This is a genomic window from Corallococcus carmarthensis, assembly GCF_003611695.1.
Lineage (GTDB): Bacteria > Myxococcota > Myxococcia > Myxococcales > Myxococcaceae > Corallococcus > Corallococcus carmarthensis.
This window is the reverse complement of the sequence record NZ_RAWE01000147.1, coordinates 1-25,024: the sequence shown is the minus strand read 5'-3', so window position 1 is coordinate 25,024 and position 25,024 is coordinate 1. Positions and strand designations below refer to the sequence as shown.

Genomic DNA, 25,024 nt, shown 5'->3' with positions numbered 1-25,024 from the left:
CGCCGGCCTCCAGGGCTGAGTCCACCCTGGGGCCGGGTCCGTCGTGCCCGGCTTCTCCCGGAAGGCCGGAATGATCGCGCCAGGGTGTGTCTGGGCGCCCCCTTCTGACGTGCGGGATCTCCTGCTACGTATCCCACCTGTCAGGATGAAGTGTCCCGCATGACCCTGCGGGGCAATGCCGACTCGTTTCCAGGATATTTCAAGGGACGCGGGCTTGAGTCAGGGGGAGAGGTGTTGTCTATCCTACGTGACCTGACGATGCCTCGGCCGTCGGGGGGCCCCGCCGGGGCCGCGGAAGGATGAGCGACAATGAGCTGGCGCAGCAGGCCCGGCGCGGATGCACGACCGCGCCTCATCGGGATGTGTGACGTGGGCCCGCGAGGGGGTGTGTGATGGCGATGAGGCTCAAGCAGAAGATGATGGTGCTGCCGGTGGTGGCGGCGGCGTTCCTGGTGGCCATCGTGGCGGTGACGGTGACGCTGGGCGCGCGCACGCGGGCCGAGTCGGAGCGCATCGGGTCCAGCCTGGCGCCGTCGGTGAGCCAGGCGCAGACGTCGCGCGCGGGCTTCGCCGCGCTGCACCAGGACGTGGGCGACGCGGTGGCGCTGCACGCGGTGAAGCAGCAGACGCTGGACGCGCAGGTGACGGAGCTCAACAAGGGGCTCGCGGCGCTGCGCGCGCTGCCGGACGTGGACGGCCCGAAGGTGGAGGCGCTGCAGGGGGCCTTCACGCGCTACTGGGAGGAGGCGTCGCAGGTGGTGGCGCTGGCGGCCCGGAACGACGCGGCCACGGAGGCCGCGCTCGCGAAGCTGGAGCCCGCGCACCGCGTGGTGCACGACGGCCTGGAGTCCGTGACGGCGCAGCAGGAAGCGTCGCAGCGCGAGGCCTTCATGGAGGTGTCGTCGCTGCACGGCGCGACGCTGACGTGGGTGCTGGTGTTGTCGGTGGCGTGCATCGTGGCGCTCGCGGTGGCCTCGGTGTGGCTGCTGCGCGAGGTGACGACGCCCCTGGCGCGGCTGACGGCGACGGCGACGCGCATCGTGCGGGAGGGCGACCTGTCGCTGGCCATCGACACGAGCGCGCAGGACGAGGTGGGCGAACTGGCGCGCAGCATCCAGTCGCTGATGACGCGGCTGGGCTCGGTGCCCACCACGCTGCACGCGGTGGTGACGGAGCTGACGGCGGCGGCGGCGCGGCTGAACGTGGCGAGCCACGAGCAGCTCAACTTCCTGACCAGCCAGTCGCGCAGCCTCACCGAGGCCAGCTCCACCATCGCGGAGATCGCCCAGACGTCCGGCATGGCGGCCAGCCGCGCGGAGATGGTGTTGAAGGTGGCGGCGCAGGCGGACGCGTACAGCGCCTCCGGGCAGGTGTCCATCGAGCGGAGCGCGGAAGGCCTGCAGCAGATCCGCTCACGGGTGGGCGCGCTGGTGGGGAGCATTGGCGTGCTGTCCGAGCAGGCGGTGCACGCGGGTGAGATCATCGGCAGCGTGAAGGACCTGGCGGACCAGTCCAACGTGCTCGCGTTGAACGCGGCCATCGAGGCGGCGCGGGCCGGTGAAGAGGGCCGGGGCTTCGCGGTGGTGGCCAAGGAGATGCGGGCGCTGAGCAGCCAGTCGCTGCAGAGCACGCAGCGCATCGGGAAGATCCTCCTGGAGATCAACCAGGCCATCCGCGAGACGGTGGGCATCGCGGAAGGGGACACCCAGAAGATGGAGGAGGGCATCGAGCAGGTGCTGGCCTCCGCGACGACGCTGAAGGACATCACCCAGGTGGTGCAGGAGAGCAGCCAGGCGGCGCGGCAGATCGTCGCCTCGGTGACGCAGCAGAACGCGGGCATCACGCAGATGACGGAAGTGGTGACGCAGCTGTCGGAGATGATGAGCGACGTGGTGATGGCCACCAGCAACGCCGAACAGGCGGTGGGGCAGATCAACACCTCGCTGGGCAAGCTCCAGGCGCTGTCCACCACCTTCCGCGTCTAGCCGTCCGCGCGAAAGCCAGCAGGGCCCACGGGCCGCTCCGGATGCACCGGGGCGGCCCGTCGTGCGTTGAGAGCGGGGCGGCCCCGGGCCCTCTGCGTCCGACGCAAGTAGGACGCGCCTCAGCCAGGTCGCGCGCTCCCGTCGGGTGAAGGACGGGAGACGCCAGGCCCTACCTCTGACGTCACTCCCCCTGCATCAGGCCCGTGATGCGGCCGTCCGGGTGGACGGTGACGCGGCGGGCGGCGGGTTCACGCGGCAGGCCCGGCATGGTGAGCAGCTCTCCGGTCAGCGCCACCAGGAAGCCCGCTCCCGCGGACAGGCGCACCTCGCGCACCGTCAACGTGAAGCCCCGGGGCCGGCCCGTCTTCGTCGGGTCGTCCGACAAGGACAGGTGCGTCTTCGCCATGCACACCGGCAGACCCGCTCCTCCCAGCGCCCGTGCCGTCTCCAGGTCCTTGCGCGCCCCCGGCGTGAAGGCCACGTCGTCCGCGCCGTACACCGTGCGCGCGATGGCGCGGATCTTCTCCTCCGGCGTCTGCTCCAACTCGTAGAGGAAGCGCGGCTTCGGCGGCGCCGCATCCGTCGCGTCCAGCATCGCCAGCACCGTGTCCGCCAACTCCAGCGAGCCCTCTCCGCCCTTGCCGAAGCCCTCGCACACCGCGATGCCCACGCCCCGTGTCTTCGCGAACGCGCGCAGTTCGTCCAGCTCGCCTTCCGTGTCCTGCGGGAACCGGTTCACGCACAGCACCGCCGGCAGTCCGAACGCCGCCACCGACTCCAGGTGCTTCTCCAGGTGGTTGAAGCCCTTGAGCAGCGCCTCGCGGTCCGGCTCCGCCACCTGCGCCGCCGCCGCGCCGCCGTGGTGCTTCAGCGCCCGCAGCGTCACCACCAGCATCACACCCCGAGGCCACACGCCCGCGCTCCGGCACTTGATGTCCAGGAACTTCTCCGCGCCCAGGTCGAAGCCGAAGCCCGCTTCCGTCACCACCTCGTCCGCGTACGCGAGCGCCAGCCGCGTGCCCACCACCGACGAACAGCCGTGCGCGATGTTGCCGAACGGCCCCGCGTGCACGATGGCCGGTCCGCCCTCGCGCGTCTGGGCCAGGTTGGGCATCAGCGCGTCCTTGAGCAGCGCCACCATGGACGCCGCCGCGTTCACGTCGTTCGCGCGCACCGGCGAGCCATCCGGCGCCTGGCCCACCACGATGCGGCCCAGCCGCGCCTCCAGGTCCTTCAGGTTCTCCGCCAGCGCCAGGATGGCCATGACTTCACTGGCCGCCGTGATGTCGAAGGACGTCTCGCGCGGCACGCCGTGCGCCTTGCCGCCCAGCCCCACGATGACGTTGCGCAGGAACCGGTCGTTCATGTCCATCGCGCGCCGCCAGCGCACCCGCGTGCCCTCCAGCGCCACCGGGTGGCCGTAGTACACGGCGTTGTCCACCAGCGCGGACAGCAGGTTGTGCGCGCTGGTGATGGCGTGCAGGTCGCCGGTGAAGTGCAGGTTGATGTCCGCCGCCGGCTCCAGGCTCGCCTGCCCACCGCCGGTGCCGCCGCCCTTCACGCCGAAGACGGGCCCCAGGGACGGCTCGCGCAGCGCCGCCACCGCCTTGCGGCCCCGCTTGCGCAGGCCCATGGCCAGCGCCACCGACATGGTCGTCTTGCCCTCGCCCGGGGGCGTGGGGTTGATGGCCGACACCAGGACCATGCGGCCCTGGGGCTTCCGGCGGCCCAGGGCGTCCAGGGACACCTTGGCGCGGTCGCGGCCCCAGGGGAGGACGTCTTCCGGCGCGAGACCCAGCTCGGCGCCGACTTCAGCGATGGGACGGAGCGTCATGGCGGGGGACTCTCCGCGCCTGGACGGAGGAGGTCAACGCTCGCGACATGGAGGGCAGGCAGGCGCGTGTGACAGGCCGTTTCCCCGGGAGGCGGGCGGGTGGGAGGATGCAGGCGCAAGGCGGAGCCCGGGAGCGCGATGGAATAGGCGGCCGGGAGTTCCGTCAGGGAGAGCATCATGAACCGCATTCTCGGCATCGCATCGGTGGGGTTGGCTTCGCTGGCGCTCGGGGTGGCCCTGTGGGGGCCTGGGAAGTCGGAGGCCCCTGTCACCCAGGAGGCGCCCCGCGTGCAGGACTCGACGGCGGACGTCCGGGCGCTCCAGACGCGCGTGAAGGCGCTGGAGGAGACGGTGCAGCTGCTGTCCCGGCGGCTGATGGCCTTCGAGCAGGGCGGCGGCACGGCCCCGGCCGGCACGGGCGGTCCTCCGCCCGCGGGCCTGGAGGCGGAGGTCGCGAAGCTGCGCGAGGAGCTGCGCGGCGTGATGGTGGGCGAGGCGATGAACACCGACAGCGGGCGCCAGTCGCTGAAGGAGCTGATGCGCACGGTGCAGGACGAGCAGCGCACCGAGCAGCGCCAGCAGTGGCAGCAGCAGGTGGACCAGATGCGCGCGCAGGCGGACACCGAGCGCTCCGAGCGCCTCAAGACCTTCATCACCAACGCGCGGCTCAACTACAGCCAGGAGCAGACGCTGACGAAGGCGATGCAGGCCGAGGACGCGAAGCGCCAGGAGCTCACGGCGTCGATGGCGGGAGGCCGGCCGGGACGTGACGTCCGCCAGCAGATGCGCGACCTGCGCACGCAGACCGACCAGGAGATGCAGAAGGTGCTCAGCGCGGATCAGCTGACGCAGTACCAGGAGATGCGCCGCGAGGACGGGAGCCCGCGCGGTGGCGGTCCCCGGGGCGGCCCGATGGGCGCTGGGGCCGGCTGGGAAGCGCGCGGCACCGGCGGGCAGTAGCCGCTCAGGCGCCGGACTCCTTCCGGTCCACGAGCGGCCGGAAGGAGGAAGTGCCGCCGGAGGTCTCCACGCGCAGGACGTCCTCGAGGTCGAAGGCGTCCGCCAGGGCCACCGACGGAGTGCACAGCAGCACGGGGACCCGTGAGGACGCCGCGCGAGCGGATTGGACCCGGTCCCAGACGGCATTCGCGGGCAGGTCCACGTCAGGCTCCTCCAGGAAGAGGAACGGGACCTCCGCGTCGAAGGACTCCGCGGGCTGGACGCGGAAGCCGCGCAGGAACCCGTTCATGTCCCGCGACGTACGGTCCGCGACCTCTCCCAACCACGCCGCTTCGTCGTCACCCATTCGGAGCGTGGGCCCGGGAGGAAACGTGGAGATGCAGGCCTCGTCACAGGGAGCACCGGAGCCGGGTTCGACGAAGGGGAGCGACATCCCCGCGAGCAGCTCCAGTTCCTCGTGGACGATGCGCCACCGGCCGTCGGGAAAGCGCCGCAGCTCCACGGTGTAGTCGTCGTCATGGACGCCCAGCATCAGCTTCACGGGGCTGTCCACCGCGTCCAGCACCCGTGTCTGCTGAAGCTGTCCGTGCGCCAGCTCCCGCAGGAGCGTGAAGAAGGCCACCAGGTCGCGTGTGGCCGTGCCCTCCGGATCCACGAGAACGGTCAGCCGCCGGGGCCGCAGCACGACGTCGCGAAGCGAGCGGAAACCCGTGGCTTCGATGCGCGTGAGCCGGATGTACATGGCCCGCGAGCCTATTCCAGGGCGCGGAGACACGAACGCCGCGAAGCTCCCGAAGGAACCTCGCGGCGCGCGTGATGCTCACAGCTCTTCGCGGCTACTTCCCGCCGAAGATGCCCTTGAGCCGCTTCTTCGCCTCATCTTCGGCGCGCTTCTTCGCCTTCTCCTGCTCGGCGCGGGCCTGGTCCTCCAGCTTCTTCTTCTCCTCGTTGGCGCGCGCCTCCAGCTCCTGACGCTTCGCCTCCGCTTCGGCTTTGGCCTTGTCCTGGCCTCCCGTGATGACGTCCTGCACGGCCTTGCCCTTCTCACCCAGCAGGCTGCCCGCCACGGACGCCCCGGCGAGCTTCAAGATGGTCGTCGCCGCCGGCTTCACGTCGATGCCCGTCACGTCCGGGCTCCACGCCTTGCCCGCGATCTTCACCCCCACCGGGATGGCCTCCGTCGGCGTCACCTTGCCCACCGTCAGCGTCTTGATGGTCGCGGGCGTCAACGACACGCCGCCCGTCAAATCCAGCGTGCCGTCCAGCCCGATGCCGCCGTCGAAGCTCATCGCCGCCTCCGGCCGCGTCCAGGTGATGGGCTTGCTCAGCTGCGCCACGCCATTCTTGATGGTCACGCTGAAGGGCAGGTCCCCACCCAGCGACGTCACGTCGCCGCTCTTGAGCGCCTTCGCGAAGGGCAGCGCCTTGGCCAGCGGCCCCGTCACCGACGACACCAGGTCCTTGCCCAGGAACGTGCCTTCCAGCAGGTTGCCGTTGATGCCGCCCAGCAGCGTCTGCTGCAGCTTGTCCGGCGTGTAGCCCACGCCCTGCACGTCCACGTTGCCGTTGAACTTGCCCGTCAGCACCTGCTTCGGCGTGCGCGCCGCCAGCGCCTGCGCCACCTCCAGGCCCTGCACCTGCACCTTCGCGGTGAAGGGCCGGGCCTCCGGCGCGGGCCCCAGGCGGATGGTGGTTCCGTCCGCCACCACCTTGCCGCCGTAGATGCCCGTCGAGAACTTCTCCACCGTGATGAGGTCGTCCACCATCTTCACCACGCCCGTCACGTTGGACAAGTCCATCGCCGTGTAGCGCAGCGCCGCGATGGCGAACTGGATGTCACCCCGGTAGCCGTTGAAGCGCGAGGCCTCCCCCGGCGGCGGCTCCGGCGGCGGCTTGCCACCCGTGCGCGTCAGCACCTGCTCCTCGCTCATCAACAACTTCTCCGCATCCAGCCGGGCGGCCTTCACGTTCGCCTTGAACGTCGTCGTCGCCTTCTTGCCCGTGCCCGCCAGCGCCACCGTGGCGGTGCCCGTCACCGTGTCCTCCAGCGCGCCCAGGCTCATGCTGGTGACGTTCACCGTCATCCCGCTGCCCGTCTTCGCCGGCGCGTACGTGCCCGCCGCCGCGACCTCCAGCCGCTGCCCCGGCGCCTTGTTCACCAGCAGGCCCGGCCGCATGTCCACGCCGTTGAGGTCCGCCTTCGCGTCGAAGTGAAGCGCGCCGCCGCTCGCCGCCGCGCCCGTCACCTTCGCGTTCAGCTTCATCGCGCCGCCGGCGTCCTTCGTCAGCTGATCCGGCACGCGCAGCCGCACCGGCGTCAGGTCCACCGCGATGTTGATGGCCTGCGCTTCCTGCGTACCGCTGCCGCGCACGTCCAGTCCAATGGGCCCGGCGATCATCCCGTTGAGCTGCTTGCGCAGGGGCGGGTAGTACTCGGCGAGCACGGCGGGATCCAGGTTGCGGCCCACCAGCTCGAAGCCCTCCACCGCGGGCTTGTCCGTGAGCAGCCCCTTCACCTTGCCCTTGCCCGTGATGGCCGCGGGGCCCAGGTCCAGCTTCAGCTTGTCCAGCGCCAGGTCCCCCGTGGCCATGTCGCCCGTCACGTCCGTGTCGAGCACCACGTCCAGCGCCTTGCCGCCCTCCGAACCCGCGAACTTCATCCCCAGCGCCTTGATGACGCCCACGAGCTTCGTGGGGCCCTTGCCGCCGGGCACCGCGCCGCCCAGGTCCGCCTTCCAGTCCGCGTCCAGCGTGCCCGCCTGCAACCCCACGTCCGGGGGCAGGAACGGCCCCAGCGGCGACAGGTCGATGTGCTCCGCCTTCAACGTCACCTGCTCCGGCGTGGGCACCAGCGTCGCCGGCAGCGGCGCCGCGGCGAGCGTCATCTTCAAGTTCTGCTTCTCCGCGAGCACCGCGGCCGCCAGGTCCACCTTCAGCGGCTGGCCCACGCGCAGGTCCTTCACCTCGATGTCCAGGTCCTTCACCGCCAGCTCGCGCGCCTGCGCGCCGCCCGTGCGGTCCACGAAGCGGATGGTGCCGTCGGTGAGCGCCGCGCGCTCCACGTGCACGCCCGACAGGTCCGTGGGCTGCGTCTCCTCCTCTGGCGTCTCCTCCTTCGGCTGCTGCGCGGCCAGCTTCTCCTGGAGGCGCTGCACGTTGGTGGTGCCGTCCGCCAGGCGGATGACGTTCACGGTGAGCCCGGACACCTCCGCGTTCCGCACGCGGATGTCCTTGCCCTTCGACGTGAGCAGCGGCATCGCCGCCACGCTCACGTCCACTTCCTTCAGCTCCACGAGCGGCAGGTCCTCGCCTTCCGCGGGGCCCACGGTGACGTTCTCGATCTGCGCGCCCACGTGGGGAAAGAGCTTGGTGGAGATGTCGCCAATCTCGATGGGGCGCCCCAGCTTCTGCGAGTACGTCGCCGCCTGATCCCGCGCCGTCTTCAGCAGGATGGCGTCCAGACGCCACAGCACCACCGCCACGATGGCGATCAGGAGGACGAGGATGCCTCCCAGCACATACGGCCAACGCTTCTTCTTCACAGCCGCCACGGTTCCTCCTCCGTCGGGAGAGCGGTCGAACGCTTAGCGCAGCGCCAAGGGGGCCGCACCTCCCATGCAAGAGGGGAGGTTTTGCCAGCGTGACGGTCAACAGCCGGGGGAAGGCCATACTCCCGTCGGCCCTTGCATCTAGGCACGAACCGTCCACCCAGGAAGGGGTGTCCGCGTGCTTTGGGGACGCAAGAGTCCGGGAGCTTTCAAGGAATCATGGGATTCAAGCGGGGGCCGTGGCGCCCCCGTCCCTCAGAGGTCGATGACCTCCGGCTGCGTCCCGGGCACGGGCGGCGCGTCGCCCTGGCCCTCCAACTGGAAGCCCCAGGGCGCGTACACGTTCCCGCCGGTGAAGGCGTCGACGTAGAGCACCACCGGCGTGTCCAACCCGTCGTACGTCACCTCGAAGATGGACAACCGGCCCTGACTCTTGCCCTGGCCATCCACCTCGGTGAACTCGCAGCAGTCACCCATGCGGCGCCACGCCACCGGCTGACCCTGCGGGCCGCGCAAGAGCTTGAAGTACGCCATCACGCCCTTGTCGCCCCAGCCCACCCGCACCGGGTTCTCCGGCCGGGTGCCGTAGGTCAGCGGATCCGGCCGCTTCGGCATCAGGGGCTCGGTGCGGCGCATCACGTCCTGCATGGACGTGCCCGGGGAAGCGCACGCCGTCAGGAGCAGCACCGCGACAGGGATGAATCGCAACAGGGACATCGGGACCTCCAGCTCGGCCTGGGAAACGCCCCAAGCTGGCGTCCGCACCTTTTCTGGCGCATCCCCTCCACCCGCGCGGACCGTCCTCCGGGAAACGCACCCCCCAGGCCAGCGCACACGCGCAAGGTCCCGGGGGGAAGGACGGCCAGGCTTCGCTTTTCAGCTGAGCGACTTCAGGTCCAGGCCCAGCTCATGGCGGTAGCGCTCGAAGCACTTCGCGCCCGCGTTCAACCGCAGCAGCGCGCCCTCCGCCAGCGGCCTCTCGCACGCGGGGTTCGCCGCCACCAGCGGCCGCAGCACCTCCTTGTTCCACGTCTCCGAATGCTTCACGTCCAGCGTGGAGTGCAATGCGTAATAGCGCCGCACGCGCATGTCGAACCCCAGGCGCTTCAGGCCCTCGTTGACGCACGCGGTGCGGCCCGGCGCCGTCTCCTCCACGATGCCCAGCGCGCCCACCGCGTGGTACGTGTAGCGGCGGTTGAACGCGAACGCGCAGAGCAGGTTCGCCAGCGCGTGCGCTTCCCACACCGTGTCCTCGTCCGTGGGCTTCAACCCCAGCTTCGCCGCCATCTCCGCGAGCATCGGCCCGTGCATCGCGTCCTCGCGTCCGCGGCCCATCTCGTCCCAGTAGTTGCGCGCCAGCTCCAGCTTCGCCTGCGTGGGCAGCTGCAACTGCGTCAGCGCCACCAGGTCGTCGAAGCCGGCTTCACCCGCGACCTCCTGCGTGAGGAACCAGTTCATCTGTTCGTGCGTGGCCTTCGTGGCAAGCCACGGGAACAGCGGATCATGCTGTCCGGGGCCGGACTCCTTCAGGTCCTCGAACCACGCGATGAACCCGTCCGCGTCCTCCGGTGCTTCGGCGGCCCATGCCGCCATGCGCTGTCGCTCCGCCTCCACGTACTCACCCTCCAGCAAACGCAACTGGGTCTCCTCCTGCACGGCTGCTCGCCAGCCCTCGGTGGGAAACCCCGGCGCCAGTCGCGCGCGGTTGAAACGCAAGAGGGTCAGGTGGAGCCGTTCAGACAGGCGTGCGTCCTCCGTCCCCGCTTCCCCTGCCACCTCGCCAAGCCCGCTCATGGTGCGCACCCTCTCTACACATCCCGGAAGGCGGGAGTGCCTTCCGGCCACATGTATGGGGATGAACTTGCACACCGGCCACATCGCTCCCGCCACCTTCGCCGTCAGTCAGGTGCGCTGTGAGAAGGACCACGTCCGCTCCCGCGACTGCGCGTATCAAGTCGCCTGGAACATCAACCCGCATATGAAGCCCGGCGCCGTCGCGTGGCGGCGCGCGTGCACGCAACATCGCGAGTTCCTGCGCACCCTGCGTGAAACAGGCGCGAGCTTCTTCGAGCTGCCCTTCGTCCACGGCGCGTTCGACTCCGTGTTCGCCAAGGACAACGCGGTGCTCGTCTCGCAGGAGGGCGAGCTGCGCGCGTTGCTCGCCACCATGCGCCACGGCCAGCGCCGCAATGAACAGCTCGCGCGTGCCCGGTGGCTGTCCGCGCGCGGCTTCGACGTCATTGAACCGCCGCGAGTGCACATCGAAGGCGGCGACGTGGCCATGCTGCCCGCGGGCCGGGGCGCGTTGCTGGGCTGGGGCCAGCGCTCCACGCATCGCGCCGCGGGCGTGCTGGAGGCCTTCCTCTCCGCGCCCGTGACGCCGCTGGAGCTGTGCGACCCGTACCTCTACCACCTGGACACCGCGCTCACCGTCCTGTCGGACGGCACCGCGCTGGTGTGTCCGGAGGCCTTCACGCCGGAGTCGCTGCGCATGCTGGCGCGCACGGAAGGCATCCAGCAGGTGATTCCCATCGCGCGCGAGGACGCGCTCGCGTTCGGGCTCAACCTGGTGGAGGTGGGCAACACCGTCATCGTCGGAGCGCGTGTGCCTCGCGTGGAGGCGGTGCTGCGCGGCCTGGGGCGCCGGCCCGTCAGCGTGCGGTTGGATCAATTCCACCTGGCCGGTGGCAGCGCGGCGTGTCTGGCGGCGCGCGTGCACCCCCTGCCGCCCCTGTCCGCCCGGCGCTTTCGCGAGGAACAGGAGCAGGCGCAGGCCCAGTCCCTCTCCGCGTGACGTGCGGTGAAAACGAAGAACCTCCCCGGGCGGCGGAAGCGCGCGGGGAGGTCCGGGGTGAAGCGGGGGGAAGGCGTCAGGACTGTTCGCTGGAGGTGTCCGGCGAGCTCAGCCCTTCGGCGCTCCAGAAGCGGCGCGGGTGGCCGTCGCCGCGGGTGCCGCCGGAGAGCTTGTCCACCCAGGGGTACTTCTGGGCCTCTTCCGCCGTGTAGCCCAGGTTGAAGACGGTGGCGCTCTTGGGCTTGTCGGACGCCTTCTCGTACAGCGTGCCGAACAGGCGGTCCCAGAAGTAGTTCGTGATGCCGTAGTTGCCCTGCTCGTTGTGGAAGTGGTGGGACATGTGCAGCCGCTTGATGTCCTTCAGCCACTTCTGCTGCGGGGCGTAGTTGAGGTGCTGGATGCAGTGGCAGAACTCATAGAAGCACGTGGTCACCATGCCCCAGCCCAGCGCCGCCGCCGCGCCCGACCGTCCGCCAATGAGGTAGCCGATGGGCGTGAGCACCAGCGCGATGGTGGGCAGCGTGGTGTGCAGCGCGCCGAAGAGCACGCGCAGGTCGTGCGGGTCCTGGTGGTGGTCGAAGTGGATGCGCTTCCACGTCACCGCCGTCGCCGCGGACTTGTAGAGGAACCGGCCGTGCAGGATGTACCGGTGGATGAGGTACCAGCCGAACGGGTACGCCACCGTGGCCACCAGCACCGCCGCGGCCATGCGCGCCGGGGCCTCGAACCACTTCACCGACAGCACGATGCAGGTGATGCCGATGAGGATGTAGGCGACGACGGCGTAATAGGTGAAGAACGAATAGACCAGGTCGCGCAGCGACATCCGGTCCAGGTTGTGCTTCCGGTTCAGGAAAGAGACCGCCACGGGAATTCCCTCACTGTTCGCTCCGGCGCGTGTCCCAGCCAGCCGGGGGGCGCAGGGCTCGAAGGCTTGCTCGCATCCCGGCCCTTGGGGTGATGCGGTGGTTCCTGAGCTATCAGTCTAGGGGCCCCTTGGCCCAGGAACGGTCAGGGCTCTCTTAGCGCCTTCCTGGATGCGTTGAGAAGCTGCACTGTTGCCGTGCCCGCACATTGTCTGCCTGCCCGGCCTCCATCCGACCCGGGGCCAGACTTCCGTGCCGGAGGCGCACACCCCACCTTTCCGCCCACAGACGCGAGCGATCGCACGAGGGGGCCGACAGATGGCGCGCAAGGCACAGGGACAACAGGGCAGTGGGACCCAGACGGGGGAACGCCCCGCGCGGCGGAAGACGGCCACCCGGAAGACGGCGGGCAGCACCCTTCCCAGCGAGGGGCGGCTGGAGCTGCGCCGGGACATCGCGGAGTACCGCGCCGCCGCGGAGGCGCAGGCCGACATCGTGCGCGAGCGCATCAACGCCGCGCTGGAGGTCAGCCGCCGCACGCGCGAGGAGATTGAGCAGCGCATCGCCAGCGAGCTGCACGCGCCTCGCGTCGCCGCGAAGAAGGCCGCCCCGGCGCGCAAGCGCACCCGCGCCGCCACGCGCGCGTCCACGAAGTAGGGCCCCCGGGCCCCAAGGTCAGCAAGACGTCAGGAACGGAGCGCCGGGGCACGCGCGGCCTGCGGTGCTCCCTCCGCGCCGGAGGACTCCAGGTCCAGGGCGGAGAGCTTGTCCGCGAGGGCCTGGACCCGGGCGTCGCTGCCGCCATCCAGGGGGGACGCGGTCCGGGCCCCGATGAAGCACACGCGGGCCCGCTCCAGCAGGGCCACCTGTGCGTGCAGCTGCGCGAAGAGGCGCTCCTGGCGGCGCGACAGCGCATCCAGGTGGTTGAGTTCCTCACCCAGCGACGCGGCGGCGCGCTCCAGCTGGCGCCGGGCCACGCCGTCCTGCGCGTCCTGGGCGCGCTTCTTCAGCTCCTGCACCTGCGAATCCACGCTCCCCTGGGACGCGGCGGCCAGCTGCGCCTCCAGCTCCGTGTGGGACTCCGCCAGGGTGAAGGCGTCCCGGGCCAGCTTGCCGAGCACGGCCTGGAGCTTCTCCAGCCCCGCACCCCGGGCCAGCTTGCGCGCCTCGTCCTGGCTCTGGCGGTAGAGCGTGAGCGCCCGGGCCACCAGCCCGCGCACCTCGCCGGTGAGCGTGGACTCCAGGCGCATGCCCCGGGTGGCCACCGCGTCCAGGTCCATGGCCAGGTTCGCCGGCAGCGTGCCGATGCTCCAGAACAGCGCCACCACGGCGTAGTCCACGAGCAGCGGGAAGTAGCCCCACGCCGGGAGGAAGCGCGCGTTGAGCACGTCCTGCACGTACAGCCCCAGCGCCGTGGTGACGGCGGCCGCCCCGGCGCACAGCGCGACCTGGAGCGGCGAGCCCAGGCTGTCGCGCCCGTTGCCGCGCCACGCGAGCAGGCCCGCGGTGATGGCGCCCGCCACCGCGTGCCGCCAGTCCGACGGCAGTCCCAGCACGTAGGGCAGGACGGGCAGCAGCATCGCCGCCGCGCGCACCAGGGCGTTCTCCGTCAGCTTCGGCTTCACCGCGGTGACGGCCGCCGCCATCAACGCGAAGTAGCCCGGCTCCACCGGCACGCGCAGCACCTGCCGCGCCACGCCGGCCACCATCGCCATGGCCCCGGCACCCACGAGCGCGTACAGGCAGCGCGACTCGAAGTCCTCCCGCCGGATGAGTTGGATGGACAGCGACATGGCGCACCGTTCCGTACGGCTGGAGTGACTAGTAGCTGTTGTTCTGCCCGAAGTTCTTCATCGTCTTCTTCTTGAGCGAAATGGCCGCGTCCCGCACGTCCGAGTCGCTCCGGGCCTTCCCATAGGCTGCCTGGGTCTGGTCCACGTCCGCAAGCTCCCCCGCGAGCGCGGACGCCGAGCTGCCGAAGAGTCGACGCGCGCTGCCCAGCAGGTCGAGCGCGCTGGCGCGGTCGCCACTCTTCATCGCCTCCGCGGCCGCTTGCAGCTGCTGCGTGCCCAGCGCGCGGATGGCGTGGACGCGCACGTCCCGGTCCAGGTTCGCGTGCACCACCTGGGCGTCGTTCGTCACCTTCGCGCCCAGCGCCAGCGTCACCTTCGACGGCAGGTCCGCCGCCACGTCCACGTACGCCACCGCGGTGTCCAGCACGTTCATGTCCGCCGCGTTCGCGGGCGCGTCCAGCGTCAGCTTCACCACCACGCGCGCGGACTGGCCGCCCGTCAGGTCATAGAGGGGGATGCGCACGGTGTTGCCCTCGCGCGTGGACGGCAGGCCCATCACCTCCACGCCGCTCACGCCCGGCGGCAGGGTCAGCGTCATGCTCACGTTGCGCGCGACGGTGCTGGCGGCCTGCTCCAGCTCGCGGGTGAAGATGGCGGCCAGCTCGGAGGAGTCGCTGATGAAGCCGGAGAAGCCGCCGCCGCGCTCGGCCATGCCGCGCATCAGCGTGTCGTTGAAGCCGCTGCCCACGCCCAGCGCGCTCACAGTGATGCCCGTCTCGCGCAGCTTGCCCACCAGGGAGAAGAGGCCGTCGTTGGACGTCGTGCCCTCGGTGGGCTCGCCGTCGCTCAGCAGGATGGCGCGCGTCACCCGGTACTCCGTCGAGAACGGGCGCACCGCGTCCGCCCCCGCCACCAGCCCGCCGCTCATGTGCGTGCCGCCGTTCACCTGGATGGCCTCGATGGTGCTCAAGAGCTCGCGGCGCGTGGCGTCGTTGATCACCACGCTGGGCACCACCTTCACGTCGGAGCCGTAGTGCACCAGCGCCAGCCGGTCCCCGTTGCGCAGCTGCCGCACCAGCTCCTGCGCGCCGCGCTTCGCGTCCGCCAGCTTGGTGCCATCCATGGAGCCGGAGCGGTCCACCACCAGCGCCAGGTTCACCGGCACGCGCTGGGTCTTCTCCGGCATGCGCGCGGACAGCTCGAACACGGCGAAGGCCTCGCCCGGGCCCGTCTTCACGTACGCGCCGGACAGCTTGCCCGTGAGCTCCACCGGACCGGCCTTGCCGGAAGCGGGCTGTCCCAGGACGACGGGCAGCACCCCGTTGACGGGCGTCTCATCCGGCTGCACCACGGTGTGGGTCTGGTCCAGGGTGGGGGTGGCCGTGGCCACCTCCGGGGTGATGGGCGCGCCCCGGCGCAGGTGTCCATTGGGGAGCCGGTCGGAGACGGGCGGGTGCGACGAGGTCGTCGCGAAGAAGGAGCGCGCGTCGAGCGCGAGCGCGCCCAGGAACAGCAGACCAGCAAGGGACAGCAGCAGTTTGGTGCGGTTCATGCGCGGCGGACCTTCCCCCAAGGGGTGCGAGCGAACGAGCACACGCTCGCAGAGCCACCCGCCGGGCGCATCGGTCAGCGGGAGGACCCTCCTCCCGATGACCGATGGGGTGGATCCGAACCGGAGGCCCCCCTCCTGACGTCAGGCCGCGTCTGGCGGACCGTGCCGCACCAGCTCCTCCACGGTGCCGCGCACGCGCGCCTCGTCGAAGGGCTTCTCCAGCAGCGGGTTGGGGATGTGCTCCAGGAAGTCACGCGCGCCCGCGGTGAAGGCGCCGCCGGACACGAAGACGAAGCGGCGCTCCAGGCCCGGGTATTCGCGCCGCACGGCCTCGTACACGTCGCGGCCGGCGAGGTCCGGCATCATCACGTCGCACAGCACCGCGTCGAAGCCCGGCGCCCGCGACATGCGCTCCAGCGCCTGGCGCCCGCTCGTGGCCACCTCCACGTCGTGGCCGCGCAAGAGCCGCTGGAGCACGCGGCCCACCGCGGGCTCGTCGTCCACCACCAGCACGCGGCCTCGGGGTACCACGGGTACGTCGGGCACGGAGACCTCGGGCGGGCGGACGACGGGGGCGGGCTGCGGCGCGGGCAGCACCACGCGGAACGTGCTGCCCTGGCCCACGGTGCTCTCCACCAGGATGTCGCCGCCCAGCCCCGTGATGATGCCGTGGCAGATGGACAGCCCCAGGCCGGTGCCCACGCCCACGGGCTTGGTGGTGAAGAACGGGTCGAAGATGCGCCCCATCACCTCCGGCGCGATGCCGCTGCCCGTGTCGCGCACCTCCACCAGCACCTGCCCGCCGGATGAGCGCGTGGAGAGCACCACCTCGTGTTCGTGCGCGGAGCCCTCTGGAATCGCCTGCGCCGCGTTCACCACCAGGTTGAGGAACACCTGGCAGAGGCGGCCCTCGTTGGCCATCACCTGCGGCACGGTGCCGTAGTCCCGGCGCAGCCGCGCGCGGTGGCGGATCTCATTGGCGGCCATCATCACCACCGAGTCCAGCACCGCGTGCACGTCCACCGGCGTCATGCGCTCTTCATCCGGCCGCGAGAACGTCTTCAGCTGACGGACAATCTGGCGCACGCGCTCGGCGCCCTCGCACGCCTCGCCCAGCACCTCCTGCCACTCGGACACGTCCGGCGGGCGCACGCCGCGCACGCCGGGGCCGGGGGACAGGTGGTGGCGGAACTCGTCCGACAGGAAGGCCAGGTTGGAGAGCACGAAGGCCAGCGGGTTGTTGATTTCGTGCGCGATGCCCGCCGCGAGCGTGCCCACCGACGCCAGCCGGTCCGCCAGCGTCAGGCGCGCCTGGAGCTGGCGCTGCTCCGTCACGTCGCGCGCGATGGACACCACGGCGGGCTGGCCGTCGAAGCGCAGCGGTAGCGACGCCAGCTCCACCACGCGCGTGCGCCCGTCGCGGAGCACCAGCCGCCGCTCGCTGGTGAGGGGCGTGCTGTCCCCGGATGCCACGCCCGTGCCCGGCACGTCCGCCAGGAACTCCGACAGCCGGCGGCCCACCAGCTCCTCGGCGCGCGCGAAGCCCAGCGTGGTGACGAGCACCGCGTTGGCGTAGACGATGTGGCCGTCGCGCTCGATGGCCGCGGGGTCGGGGAAGCCCTCCATCAGCGCGCGCAGGCTGGCCTCGGAGCGCTTCAGCGCCTCCTCCACCTGCCGCCGCTCCGTGATGTCGCGCGCCAGGCCCTCCACGGCCACCACGCGGCCCGCCGGATCCATCACCGGCGCCACCACGTGCTCCAGCCACAGGAGGCTGCCGTCGGGGCGCAGGAAGCGCAGCTCCACCGTCGAGCCGTCCACGGACTGGGGGGACTCCAGCAGCCGCTCCAGCGCGGCCCGGTCATCCGGGTGCACCTGCCGGTACCACAGCTCCGGATCCGCGTAGTGCGCCTCCGGCCCCAGGCCCAGCTTGGCGTGCGCCACGCGGCTGACGTACGCGAAGCCGCGCGGCGTTTCACTGCGGTACAGGTACAGCACGTCCGACGCGTTCTCCGCCAGCTGACGGAAGCGGTGCTCGTGCTCGCGCAGCGCCCGTTCGGACGCGCGGCGCTCCAGCGACACGGAGATGGCGCCGCTGGCCGCGGACAACAGGTCCACCTCCAGCCGGTCCCACTCGCGCGCCTCGAAGCAGTTGTCGAAGCCCACGAAGCCCACCAGCCGGCCCTGCACGCGCAGCGGCAGCACCAGCAGCGTGAGGATGCCCTGCGGCTCCAGGAGGTCCCGCTCGATGGAGGGGAAGGTGGCCACCCGCCCGGTGACGACCTCGCCGCGCTCCAGCACGCTCGCCCAGCGCCCCAGGATGGGCTGCATCGGAAGGTCCTGGAGCATCGGGTTGTCGATTTCGGGCGTCACGCCGGGCGCGCACCACTCGGCGCGCTGGCTGCAGAGGAGCGCGCCCTTCGCGTCGGTGAAGGTCTCGAAGACGTAGACGCGGCTGGCGCCAGAGGCCTGCCCCAACGGAGCGAGCGCGGGGCTGTACAGGTCGCCCCCTTCCGGCACCGACAGCAGGCGCTGCTGCATGTCCACCAGGGCGGTGAGGTAGCGCTCGCGCCGGGCGAGCGCGTCGCTCGTACGCTTGCGCTCGGTGATGTTGTTGAGCGTACCGGCCATGCCCACCAGCGTCCCGGTCTCGTCGAACGTCACCCGCGCGAAGACCTCCACCCAGCGGAAGCCGCCGTCGCGCGTGAGGTAGCGCACCTCGTGCTGGACGAACTCGCGCTCGCCCGTGAGCAGGGTCTTGCAGACTTCCAACACGCGCGCCCGGTCGTCCGGGTGCACGAAGTCGATCGCGGAGCGGCCCAGGCTCTCCTCCACGGGGAAGCCTGTCACCTCGGTCCACGCGGGATTGAGGAAGACCCACGCGCGCTCCGTGTCCGTCTGGAAGACGACCTCCTGGAGCGTGTCGATGACCTGACGGAAGCGGCGCTCGGTGGGGGTGGTGCCGTCAGGCCGTGGGAACGGCATCTGCATTCGGATGACTCGCGATGGAAGAACTTCGCCGTGCGGGTGGAACGTCCCAGGACGCGGACGTAGACAGTCGAACGATTGAGGATCGCCGACATGCAGGCAAGGGGGCCCGCGGGAAGAGCGTGAGGACGGAAAGCATTCCCTGTCCTTGAGGATGGAGTGGGCTCTGGCTTCTGTCTTCCTTTCTTCTTGGGAGGCGGAGATGACACCATGATGCGTGCGGAAAGCACTGGCATGTCCGGCGTCACCTCTCCAGCCTCGGAGGTCCGCGTGACGGAGGGGGAGCCCCCGCCCCTGTCAACGCGCGTCATGGACGCGGACGGCATCGTGCTCGTCGAATGCACGGGCCGTGTGACTGTTTTCAACGCACAAGCCGCGGCGCACTTCGGCATTCCGGTGCCCCTCCACATCGAGCACGCCCGCCTGCCTGGGTGTGAATGGGTGCGCGGCGACGGCACACCGCTGCCGCCAGACGATTCGCCCCTGGCCCGGGCGCTGGCGGGCGAGCCCGTGGACGCGTCCGTGTGGCACGTGCTCCGTCCGGATGGCGTGCGGGCCGTGCTGCGGTGCACGGCGGTGCCGGTGCGGGGCGCGGACGGGCAGGTCGCGGCGGCGCTCCTGCGCACGCACGCCGTGGAGTCGCTGCCCGCTTCGGTGCTGGACGCGTCGCGCCTGCTGGCGGAGGCCGGAGCGCTGCTGGGCACGTCGGTGGACGCGGAGGCCCAGCTGGAGCCCCTGCTCAAGCTGCTGGTGCCCGCGCTGGGGGAGGGGGCCCTGCTCGTCCTCCGGACGCCGGGCGGTGCGGGGAATGAAGCCCTGCGCGTGGCGGCGTCACTGCACGCGGACGCGGGACGGCACACGCTCCTGCGCGAGCTGCTCACGCGCTACCCGCCGGACCCCTCCGTGCCGGGAGGGCCGGCGCACGTGTTCGCGTCCGGAGCGGTGGGGCGTCTGGCCATCCTGTCCGAGGAGCACGTCGTGGCCACCGCGCGGGACGCGGAGCATGCGCGGCTGATGCGCGAGGTGGGGCCGCATGGATGTCTGAGCGTGCCCCTGGGCGCGCGCGGCAACGTGCTGGGCTCGCTGATGCTGCTGCGCTCCAATGCGCTGCGTGACTTCGGCGCGGAGGAGGAGCACTTCCTCACGGAGCTGGCCCACCGCACCGCGCTCTACCTGGAGAACGCGCGGCTGTACCGCGAGGCGCGCGAGGCGGTGCGCCAGCGCGACGAGTTCCTGGGCATCGCGAGCCACGAATTGAAGACGCCGCTCACGCCGCTGAGCCTCAAGGTGCAGCTGCTGCAGAAGCAGGTGGTGGTGCTGGCGCGTGAAGGCAAGGACGTGCCCACCGAGCGCGTCGCGGAGGCGCTGGACGTGGTGCAGCGCCAGGTGCGCCGGCTGTCCGGGCTGGTGGACAACCTGCTGGACGTGTCGCGCATCACCGCGGGCCGGCTGCGGCTGGAGATGGAGGAGATGGACCTGGCGAGCGTGGCCGCCGAAATCCTCTACCGCTTCTCCGCCGCGGCGGCGCAGGCCGGGACGGAGCTGGGCCTGGAGGCGCCGGTGCCGGTGGTGGGCCGGTGGGACAGGCTGCGGCTGGAGCAGGTGGTGACGAACCTGGTGTCCAACGCGCTGAAGTACGGCGCGGGCCAGCCCGTCATCGTGGGCGTGGAGGCGCACGGCACGCTGGCGCGGCTCACCGTGAAGGACCACGGCATCGGCATCGCGCCGGACGACCTGTCGCGCATCTTCGAGCGCTTCGAGCGCGCCGTGAGCGACCGGCACTACGGAGGCCTGGGCCTGGGGCTCTACATCACGCGCCAGATTGTGGAGGCGTTCGGCGGCACGGTGCGCGCCGTCAGCGTGCCCGGGGAGGGCGCCACGTTCATCCTGGAGCTGCCCCGGGGCGACATCCCGGAGGAGTGGCTCCACGCGCACGCGGCGCCGGGGCCCACGCAGGGCGAGTAGGCCCGCGTCCGGCGTCAGGTCAGGCGACTTCCAGCACCGTCCACTCGCGCACTTCCCCCGCGAGCGTCACCTCCACGGTGTCGCCGGCCTTCTTGCCCAGCAGGGCGCGGCCCACGGGGGAGCTGGGGGTGATGACGGAGAGGAAGCCGTCGCCGCCGGGGCCGGTGAGCTCGGTGCCCGCGCCGGCGGGGAGCACGAAGAAGGTGCGCTCGGCGAAGCCGTCCTCGTCCTCGGTGCTGCAGTCCACCAGGGCGCCCAGGCCCACGGGCCCCTGGCGCGGAAAACGCGGCAGCTCCTTCTGGCTGAAGGCCGTCAGCGCCTGCAGCTCTTCTTGAAGGCGGCGGGCGCGCTGGGCCTGGCCCGTGGCGAGGCTGCCGTATTCGATGGCGGCGCGGCCGTCCTCCTTCTTCTCGGACTCGGTGGCGAGGCTGCGGGCGGCCTCGCGGGCGTCGGCCTCCGCGCGGTGGGCCAGCCGGTCGCTCTGCTGGAGCCGCTCGGACAGTTGGTGGAGCAGGGTGAGCTTGTCGAGTCGCATGGGTATCGGTACAGGACTGTAGCGCCCGGTGCGGAGGCCTCCAGTTTTCGGCCCGGCGGGGACTCGGGCTGGGGTTGAATGGGGGGCATGACGCCTCAGGAACGCTCGCAGAAGGCCCACGAACTCGTCGCGAAGGGCGCGGTGCTGCTGGATGTGCGCACCCCGGAGGAGTTCCAGCAGGGACACCCGGACGCCGCCCGCAACATCCCCGTGCAGGTGCTGGCCCAGCGCCTCTCCGAGGTGGGCCCGGTGGGCACGCCCGTGGTGGTGTACTGCGCGGCGGGAGGCCGCAGCGCGGTGGCCGCGGAGCTCCTGCGCAAGGGCGGCTTCCCGGACGTGTTCGACCTGGGCTCCGTGAAGAACTGGTAGGCCGAACTGGTAGGCCCGCGCCCCCAAGCGCCATGCAGACCCGCACCGCCGGCTTCCTCCTCGTCGCCCTGTCCGGCGCCTCCTTCGGCGCGCTGGGCCTGTTCGCGCGCCTGGCCTACGCGGCGGGCACGGACATGCCCACGCTCCTGTTCCTGCGCTTCACGCTGGCGGGGCTGGTGCTCACGGGCGTGATGTTCGCGAAGGGCGGCACCTGGCCCCGGGGCCGTCTCCTGGGCGGCCTGGTGCTGCTGGGCGCGGTGGGCTACTTCACGGAAGGCAGCGTCTACTTCATCGCGCTCCAGCACGCGTCCGCCGGGCTGGTGGCGCTGCTGCTCTACCTCTTCCCCGCGCTGGTGGCCGTCATCCAGGTGGCCCTGGGGCGTGAGCACCTGAGCCGCCCCCGCTGGCTGGCGGTGGGGCTGGCCCTGTGCGGCACGGCGCTCACCGTGGACCCGGGGCCGGACGCGGAGCCGCTGGGCATTGGCCTGGGCGTGCTGTCGGCCGTCATCTACGCAATCTACGTGCTGTCCAGCGCGCGGGTGGCGGGGCCGGCGGGGCCGCTCGCGGCGAGCACCGTCGTCCCACTGTCCGCGGGGCTCGCCTTCGGGGCGCTGATGCTGGTGAAGGGCCCGTCCTTTCCCCAGACGCCCACGGGCTGGGGCGCGGTGGCGGGCCTGGCGCTGCTGTCCACGGTGGTGGCGATGCTCACGTTCTTCGCGGGCCTCAAGCGCATTGGCCCGGTGAACACGTCGCTGCTCTCCACGCTGGAGCCGGTGATGGCGGTGGTGCTGAGCGCCATCTTCCTGGGCGAGCGTCTGTCCTTGCGGCAGGGCCTGGGCGGCCTGCTCATCCTGGTGGCGGTGGTGGTGCTGGCCCGGAGCGACCCCAGCCGCCCGGAACCCGGGGCGGCCGGAGCCTGAAGCGCGCGGACTACAGGCGGTCGAGGAAGTGGTGCACGTCGTCCACGAAGCGCTGCGGGCGCTCGGCATGGGGGGCGTGGCCGGTCTCCGGGTAGAGCAGGTACCTGGAGCCGTGGATGGCGCGGGCCAGGGCGCGCTGCTCCTCCACGGAGAAGAAGCCGTCATGGTCCCCGCCGATGATCAGCGTGGGCACGCGGATGCGGCCCAGGCGCGCGGAGTGGTCCTCCGCGATGAGCCCGTCCAGCGCGTCCTGCCACACGCGCGCGGGCAGCTTGGAGCTCTCCGAGACCAGGGTGTTCAGATAGGACTCCGGCACGGGCGCGTAGAAGGTGCTGGCCTGGAACTCGTGGATGAAGGCCGGATCCACGGGGTCGGTCAGCGTGTCGGCGACCTCCTTGAGGCCCAGGGCCACTTCATTGCCCGCCACGGTGGGCGCGGAGCCCACGAGCACCAGCCCCTTCACGCGGCTGGGGAAGTCCAGCGCCACCTGCTGCGCGATGAAGCTGCCCATGGAGTGGCCCACGAGCACGGCGCGCGAGACGCGCTTCGCATCCAGGAAGGCCACCACGTCCTTCGCGAACGCCTGCTGCGTGTAGCAGCACGCGGGGCGGGACGAATCCCCATGGCCGCGCTGGTCCAGCGCGTAGAGGTGGAAGTCGCGCGGGAAGCGCGGCAGGTCCAGGTCCCAGGTGTGGTGCGAGTCCGTATAGCCGTGCAGGAAGACGACGACGGGCCCGTCCTGGCGGCCCTGCTCGACGTAGCGGAGCGTGACGCCCGTGGACAGCCGCACGGAGCCCTCACGCGGGTTGGCACCCCCATGGCGGTCGGAGTCCTCCAGCGAGGCCGGAGCACTCACGAGGTCGGGTGCGGACTCCGACGCGACGTCGGGTCCACAGCCGGCGAACAGCAACACTGCGAGGAGGGGACGAAGGGCGCGCAACATGCGTCAGGGCCTCACGGAATGGGACGCGGCGGGTAGGTCCGCCGCGGGGATGAACGCCATCCTAAAGAGACCTCTGACATCCTTTGTGTGAATCCATCCTGGCAGGTCGGAGCCGACCCCGAGACGGGTCTGGCCCGCCCCGGTCGGAGACCCCTAGTGGCAGGAGTACGCCACGGGGGGCTGGAACCAATCCGTGCAGCTCACCATGCCCCCTCCAAGGTGGTCGTCCCGGTAGGTGCACTCGGCCTCGCCGTGACACGCGACGACGGAGCCATCGTTGCACTCGATGACCACGTCACACGGGCCTTCGAGGCGCCCCGTGGCCCAGGCCACCGCGGGAACCAGCACGCCCAGGGCCACGGCCACGCATGACATCAATGCCATCCACTTCATGGAGACACTCCTCGCCCTCTGGGCGCGTCAAACCCTGCTCAAGGCCGCCGTGCGAAGATGAACTCGCCCACGCCGCCCAGGCGCTGCTCGCGCTTGAGGATGTGGAAGCCCGCGCTCTCCACCAGCCGGAAGGTGTCGCGGTTGAGGCGGCAGCCGCCGGACAGCTTCCGCCACGCGGGCGTCAGCAGGTCCTGCACGGTGGCTACAGCCCGGTTGGGGGCCCGCACGTGCTCCAGCAGGCGCAGCTCACCGCCCGGCCGCAGCACCCGCATCACCTCCGCGAGCGCCGTGGCCGGCGCGTCCACGCAGCAGAACACCAGGCTGGACACCACCGCGTCGAACGAGCCGTCCGTGAACGGCAGCGCCTGCGCATCCGCCTGGAGCAGCGCCACGCCGCTCCGCCGCGCGCGCGCCCGCACCAGCGCTCCCAGGTCCACGTCCACCGCCGTCACCGACGACACGGTGTCCGGGTAGCCCGGCAGCGCCAGGCCCGTGCCCGCGCCCACCTCCAGCACCTTGCCGGAAAGCCCCTCCACCAGCTGCCGCCGGGCGGCGTTCAGCCCCACCCAGCCCAGCGGCGCCATCAGCGCGTCGTACGCCAGTGACCTCACGTGGAACCCCCCTGCGGCGAAACGTAGACGCTACCGCGCTGTCTCGACCCGGCCCTGCGGCGCGGACGGCTTCTGCGACGACGCGCTCGGCGCCTGCTTGCGCAGCAGGCCCCACAGTCCGTACACCACCAGCAGCAGGCTGCCGTACTGCGCCGGCGTCAGGCCGAAGTAGCGCGCGTCCACGTAGGACAGGTCCGTGGCCCGCAGGAAGTCCAGGCTGAAGCGGGACGCCGCGTACAGCAGCGCCAGCAGCGGCAGCAGCCGGCCCTTCATCTTCGGCGTGTCGCGCAGCGCGTACAGCAGGCCGCTGATGGCGAACAGCACGATGGCGTCGTAGAAGCCCAGGTCGTGCCGGTTGCCGTTGGGGAACTGCACCGCCAGGAAGAAGTCCGTCAGCTTGCCCGGGTGGTCGTGCACCGCGAAGCACCCCAGCCGCGCCACCGCCCAGCCCGGCGCCACGCCCAAGGCGAAGCTGTCCGCGTAGTCGTTGAAGCGCAGCTTCTTCACCCGGAAGAACACCACCGCCGCCAGGATGCCGCCCAACAGGCCGCCGAAGGAGGACAGGCCATCCCAGAACCGGAGGATCTGGAACGGGCTCTTGGACAGCTCCTCCGGGTGGTAGAAGAACAGGTGCACCCAGTGGCCGAAGAGCATGCCGGCCGCCACCCCCCACATCGCGAAGTCCGCCAGCGGGTTCGGATCCAACCCCTCGCGCTCCGCCTGCTTCGTCAGCAGCCGGGCAGCCAGGAGGATGCCCGCCGCCACGAAGACGTTGAAGGGGTTCAGCTCCAGGGGCCCCAGCTTGAAAGAGGGGGCGTGCCAATAGGGAATCAAGGGGGCTCCAGAAAGGCCAGGGACCCGCCCGGGCAATGGCCCGGAGGATGGAACGCGAACAATCGGCGCATCCCGGGCTTCCCTCCACCTCTTTTTCACCCCCACGCCCGCCGGACGCGCAAGCCCCACCCGGACGC

21 protein-coding genes are annotated in these 25,024 nt (G+C 71.2%); 7 read left to right on the top strand and 14 right to left on the bottom strand.

Translation table 11 applies throughout. The features are described from left to right. Positions 1–392 precede the first annotated feature (392 nt). Positions 393–1,985, top strand: coding sequence for a methyl-accepting chemotaxis protein (locus tag D7X32_RS30090; RefSeq protein WP_120606007.1), 1,593 nt, complete (start codon positions 393–395; stop codon positions 1,983–1,985). 181 nt (positions 1,986–2,166) lie between these two features. Here D7X32_RS30090 and D7X32_RS30085 read toward each other — a convergent pair whose 3' ends face one another. Then, positions 2,167–3,819 carry a formate--tetrahydrofolate ligase gene (locus D7X32_RS30085; protein ID WP_120606006.1) on the bottom strand — a complete coding sequence of 551 codons (1,653 nt, stop codon included), beginning with the start codon at positions 3,817–3,819 and terminating at the stop codon, positions 2,167–2,169. A 177-nt stretch (positions 3,820–3,996) separates the two neighbouring features. Here D7X32_RS30085 and D7X32_RS30080 point away from each other — a divergent pair, with 177 nt between their 5' ends. After that, positions 3,997–4,779 carry a hypothetical protein gene (locus D7X32_RS30080; RefSeq protein WP_120606005.1) on the top strand — a complete coding sequence of 261 codons (783 nt, stop codon included), beginning with the start codon at positions 3,997–3,999 and terminating at the stop codon, positions 4,777–4,779. A 4-nt stretch (positions 4,780–4,783) separates the two neighbouring features. Here the strand turns inward: D7X32_RS30080 and D7X32_RS30075 are convergent, their stop codons facing one another. The 4 genes from D7X32_RS30075 to D7X32_RS30060 all read right to left on the bottom strand — a co-directional run bounded on the left by D7X32_RS30075 (position 4,784) and on the right by D7X32_RS30060 (position 10,121). After that, entirely contained in the window at positions 4,784–5,521 is a 738-nt protein-coding gene (locus tag D7X32_RS30075) for an AAA family ATPase (RefSeq protein WP_120606004.1), read from the bottom strand. Positions 5,522–5,615: 94 nt separating this feature from the next. Continuing rightward, positions 5,616–8,330 carry an AsmA family protein gene (locus D7X32_RS30070; RefSeq protein WP_120606003.1) on the bottom strand — a complete coding sequence of 905 codons (2,715 nt, stop codon included), beginning with the start codon at positions 8,328–8,330 and terminating at the stop codon, positions 5,616–5,618. 252 nt (positions 8,331–8,582) lie between these two features. Further along, a complete protein-coding gene (locus D7X32_RS30065) occupies positions 8,583–9,044 on the bottom strand; it encodes a fibril protein (RefSeq protein ID WP_120606002.1) in 462 nt (153 codons plus the stop codon). A gap of 159 nt (positions 9,045–9,203) precedes the next feature. Then, positions 9,204–10,121 carry an iron-containing redox enzyme family protein gene (locus tag D7X32_RS30060; protein ID WP_120606010.1) on the bottom strand — a complete coding sequence of 306 codons (918 nt, stop codon included), beginning with the start codon at positions 10,119–10,121 and terminating at the stop codon, positions 9,204–9,206. Positions 10,122–10,182: 61 nt separating this feature from the next. On the opposite strand from D7X32_RS30060, the gene D7X32_RS30055 reads away from it, so the two are divergent. Beyond that, positions 10,183–11,121, top strand: coding sequence for a dimethylarginine dimethylaminohydrolase family protein (locus D7X32_RS30055; RefSeq protein ID WP_120606001.1), 939 nt, complete (start codon positions 10,183–10,185; stop codon positions 11,119–11,121). Between the two features lie 76 nt (positions 11,122–11,197). Here D7X32_RS30055 and D7X32_RS30050 read toward each other — a convergent pair whose 3' ends face one another. Further along, positions 11,198–11,947, bottom strand: coding sequence for a sterol desaturase family protein (locus D7X32_RS30050; protein ID WP_120606009.1), 750 nt, complete (start codon positions 11,945–11,947; stop codon positions 11,198–11,200). 358 nt (positions 11,948–12,305) lie between these two features. Here D7X32_RS30050 and D7X32_RS30045 point away from each other — a divergent pair, with 358 nt between their 5' ends. Beyond that, entirely contained in the window at positions 12,306–12,644 is a 339-nt protein-coding gene (locus D7X32_RS30045) for a hypothetical protein (protein ID WP_244239258.1), read from the top strand. Positions 12,645–12,673: 29 nt separating this feature from the next. Here D7X32_RS30045 and D7X32_RS30040 read toward each other — a convergent pair whose 3' ends face one another. The 3 genes from D7X32_RS30040 to D7X32_RS30030 all read right to left on the bottom strand — a co-directional run bounded on the left by D7X32_RS30040 (position 12,674) and on the right by D7X32_RS30030 (position 18,320). Next, entirely contained in the window at positions 12,674–13,780 is a 1,107-nt protein-coding gene (locus tag D7X32_RS30040; protein ID WP_120606000.1) for a hypothetical protein, read from the bottom strand. Between the two features lie 28 nt (positions 13,781–13,808). Next, on the bottom strand, positions 13,809–15,332 hold the full coding sequence (locus D7X32_RS30035; protein ID WP_120605999.1) for a vWA domain-containing protein: 1,524 nt from the start codon (positions 15,330–15,332) through the stop codon (positions 13,809–13,811). Between the two features lie 141 nt (positions 15,333–15,473). Next, entirely contained in the window at positions 15,474–18,320 is a 2,847-nt protein-coding gene (locus D7X32_RS30030) for a PAS domain S-box protein (RefSeq protein ID WP_120605998.1), read from the bottom strand. Between the two features lie 207 nt (positions 18,321–18,527). On the opposite strand from D7X32_RS30030, the gene D7X32_RS30025 reads away from it, so the two are divergent. Beyond that, positions 18,528–20,282 carry an ATP-binding protein gene (locus tag D7X32_RS30025; RefSeq protein WP_120605997.1) on the top strand — a complete coding sequence of 585 codons (1,755 nt, stop codon included), beginning with the start codon at positions 18,528–18,530 and terminating at the stop codon, positions 20,280–20,282. Positions 20,283–20,301: 19 nt separating this feature from the next. Here the strand turns inward: D7X32_RS30025 and D7X32_RS30020 are convergent, their stop codons facing one another. Beyond that, positions 20,302–20,817: a GreA/GreB family elongation factor gene (locus tag D7X32_RS30020; RefSeq protein ID WP_120526938.1), complete on the bottom strand. Its 516-nt coding sequence runs from the start codon at positions 20,815–20,817 to the stop codon at positions 20,302–20,304. Positions 20,818–20,904: 87 nt separating this feature from the next. Between D7X32_RS30020 and D7X32_RS30015 the strand changes: the two genes are divergently transcribed. Both D7X32_RS30015 and D7X32_RS30010 read left to right on the top strand, forming a co-directional pair. Beyond that, positions 20,905–21,186, top strand: a complete 282-nt coding sequence (locus D7X32_RS30015) for a rhodanese-like domain-containing protein (RefSeq protein WP_120550795.1) — start codon at positions 20,905–20,907, stop codon at positions 21,184–21,186. Between the two features lie 32 nt (positions 21,187–21,218). Next, positions 21,219–22,106, top strand: a complete 888-nt coding sequence (locus D7X32_RS30010; protein WP_120605996.1) for a DMT family transporter — start codon at positions 21,219–21,221, stop codon at positions 22,104–22,106. A 10-nt stretch (positions 22,107–22,116) separates the two neighbouring features. Here D7X32_RS30010 and D7X32_RS30005 read toward each other — a convergent pair whose 3' ends face one another. The 4 genes from D7X32_RS30005 to D7X32_RS29990 form a co-directional block, all read right to left on the bottom strand. Beyond that, complete coding sequence (locus D7X32_RS30005; RefSeq protein WP_120605995.1) at positions 22,117–23,049, bottom strand: alpha/beta fold hydrolase; 933 nt, start codon at positions 23,047–23,049, stop codon at positions 22,117–22,119. A gap of 153 nt (positions 23,050–23,202) precedes the next feature. Continuing rightward, positions 23,203–23,442 (bottom strand): hypothetical protein, encoded by a 240-nt coding sequence (locus D7X32_RS30000; RefSeq protein ID WP_147450321.1) that lies wholly within the window; start codon positions 23,440–23,442, stop codon positions 23,203–23,205. Between the two features lie 38 nt (positions 23,443–23,480). Next, positions 23,481–24,053, bottom strand: coding sequence for a class I SAM-dependent methyltransferase (locus D7X32_RS29995; RefSeq protein ID WP_120605993.1), 573 nt, complete (start codon positions 24,051–24,053; stop codon positions 23,481–23,483). A 30-nt stretch (positions 24,054–24,083) separates the two neighbouring features. Next, positions 24,084–24,887, bottom strand: coding sequence for a prolipoprotein diacylglyceryl transferase (locus D7X32_RS29990; RefSeq protein WP_120605992.1), 804 nt, complete (start codon positions 24,885–24,887; stop codon positions 24,084–24,086). Positions 24,888–25,024: the final 137 nt, after the last annotated feature.

Bases quoted from the DNA above. Each gene is read 5' to 3' on its own strand.
- D7X32_RS30080 (WP_120606005.1), top strand. From the start codon at position 3,997: ATGAACCGCATTCTCGGCATCGCATCGGTGGGGTTGGCTTCGCTGGCG.
- D7X32_RS30000 (WP_147450321.1), bottom strand. From the start codon at position 23,442: ATGAAGTGGATGGCATTGATGTCATGCGTGGCCGTGGCCCTGGGCGTG.
- D7X32_RS30075 (WP_120606004.1), bottom strand. From the start codon at position 5,521: ATGTACATCCGGCTCACGCGCATCGAAGCCACGGGTTTCCGCTCGCTT.
- D7X32_RS30060 (WP_120606010.1), bottom strand. From the start codon at position 10,121: ATGAGCGGGCTTGGCGAGGTGGCAGGGGAAGCGGGGACGGAGGACGCA.
- D7X32_RS30055 (WP_120606001.1), top strand. From the start codon at position 10,183: ATGAACTTGCACACCGGCCACATCGCTCCCGCCACCTTCGCCGTCAGT.
- D7X32_RS30010 (WP_120605996.1), top strand. From the start codon at position 21,219: ATGCAGACCCGCACCGCCGGCTTCCTCCTCGTCGCCCTGTCCGGCGCC.
- D7X32_RS30020 (WP_120526938.1), bottom strand. From the start codon at position 20,817: ATGCGACTCGACAAGCTCACCCTGCTCCACCAACTGTCCGAGCGGCTC.
- D7X32_RS30045 (WP_244239258.1), top strand. From the start codon at position 12,306: ATGGCGCGCAAGGCACAGGGACAACAGGGCAGTGGGACCCAGACGGGG.
- D7X32_RS30030 (WP_120605998.1), bottom strand. From the start codon at position 18,320: ATGCAGATGCCGTTCCCACGGCCTGACGGCACCACCCCCACCGAGCGC.
- D7X32_RS30090 (WP_120606007.1), top strand. From the start codon at position 393: ATGGCGATGAGGCTCAAGCAGAAGATGATGGTGCTGCCGGTGGTGGCG.
- D7X32_RS30015 (WP_120550795.1), top strand. From the start codon at position 20,905: ATGACGCCTCAGGAACGCTCGCAGAAGGCCCACGAACTCGTCGCGAAG.
- D7X32_RS30085 (WP_120606006.1), bottom strand. From the start codon at position 3,819: ATGACGCTCCGTCCCATCGCTGAAGTCGGCGCCGAGCTGGGTCTCGCG.
- D7X32_RS30035 (WP_120605999.1), bottom strand. From the start codon at position 15,332: ATGAACCGCACCAAACTGCTGCTGTCCCTTGCTGGTCTGCTGTTCCTG.
- D7X32_RS30065 (WP_120606002.1), bottom strand. From the start codon at position 9,044: ATGTCCCTGTTGCGATTCATCCCTGTCGCGGTGCTGCTCCTGACGGCG.
- D7X32_RS30025 (WP_120605997.1), top strand. From the start codon at position 18,528: ATGATGCGTGCGGAAAGCACTGGCATGTCCGGCGTCACCTCTCCAGCC.
- D7X32_RS30005 (WP_120605995.1), bottom strand. From the start codon at position 23,049: ATGTTGCGCGCCCTTCGTCCCCTCCTCGCAGTGTTGCTGTTCGCCGGC.
- D7X32_RS30050 (WP_120606009.1), bottom strand. From the start codon at position 11,947: ATGTCGCTGCGCGACCTGGTCTATTCGTTCTTCACCTATTACGCCGTC.
- D7X32_RS30040 (WP_120606000.1), bottom strand. From the start codon at position 13,780: ATGTCGCTGTCCATCCAACTCATCCGGCGGGAGGACTTCGAGTCGCGC.